The sequence below is a fragment of the Pseudomonas sp. Sample_14 genome, assembly GCF_004307515.1.
Lineage (GTDB): Bacteria > Pseudomonadota > Gammaproteobacteria > Pseudomonadales > Pseudomonadaceae > Aquipseudomonas > Aquipseudomonas atacamensis.
Window position 1 is genome coordinate 1 of record NZ_RCOC01000108.1, and the last position, 716, is coordinate 716.

The window sequence follows — 716 nt, forward strand, 5'->3', positions numbered from 1 at the left end:
CGACAGGTCATTCAAATTTCGAATTCCGACTGCAGCGCGGCACGTACGCAATACAAAACGCCTTCCGGCACCCGCCCTGCGAACAACGCGGCGATCTCCGCCACCGGCGGCAACTCGCCTTCGCCGTCGAGGAAAGCGTCCTGAACTTCGCCCATCAACTCTTCGGGCAGGTCCAGCGCCTGTTCCAGTGACAGCTGCTGCTTGCCGATGGCCTCGGCGAGCATCGTGTAGACATTCTTTTCCGAGCATTGCAGCTGACCGGCGATCTGCAGCGGTGTCATGCCGGCCCGGGCCAGCGTGATCAGCTCGTGGCGCACATCGGCCACCACTTTCGGTGCCTCGACCTGACCGCCGAGCACTTCGAGGAAAGCCTCGCCGTAACGTTCCAGTTTGCGCGCGCCGACACCGCTGACCGTGGCCATTTCCGCCAGCGAGGTTGGCTGGCTGCGGAGCATTTCCAGCAGCGTCGAATCGGGGAAGATGACATACGGCGGCACGCCATGTTCTTCGGCCAGTTTGCGGCGCAAGGCACGTAGCGCCTCCCACTGTTCGCGCTCCTCGAAGCGGACCAGTTGGCTCGCCTGGCTCTTGCTGCTTTTGGCGGTGGTTTGCGGCTTGAGGTCGCGGCGCAGTTCCAGGGTCACTTCGCCCTTGAGCAACGGCCGGCAGGTATCGCTCAGGCGCAGCCCACCGTAGCCTTCGAGGTCGATGTCCGC

General features: G+C 63.7%; 1 protein-coding gene. It reads right to left on the reverse strand.

The window, feature by feature from the left end:
* Positions 1-11: 11 nt before the first annotated feature.
* On the reverse strand, positions 12-716 hold a 705-nt coding region (locus tag D8U61_RS27425), incomplete at its 5' end, for an HRDC domain-containing protein (protein ID WP_177433378.1).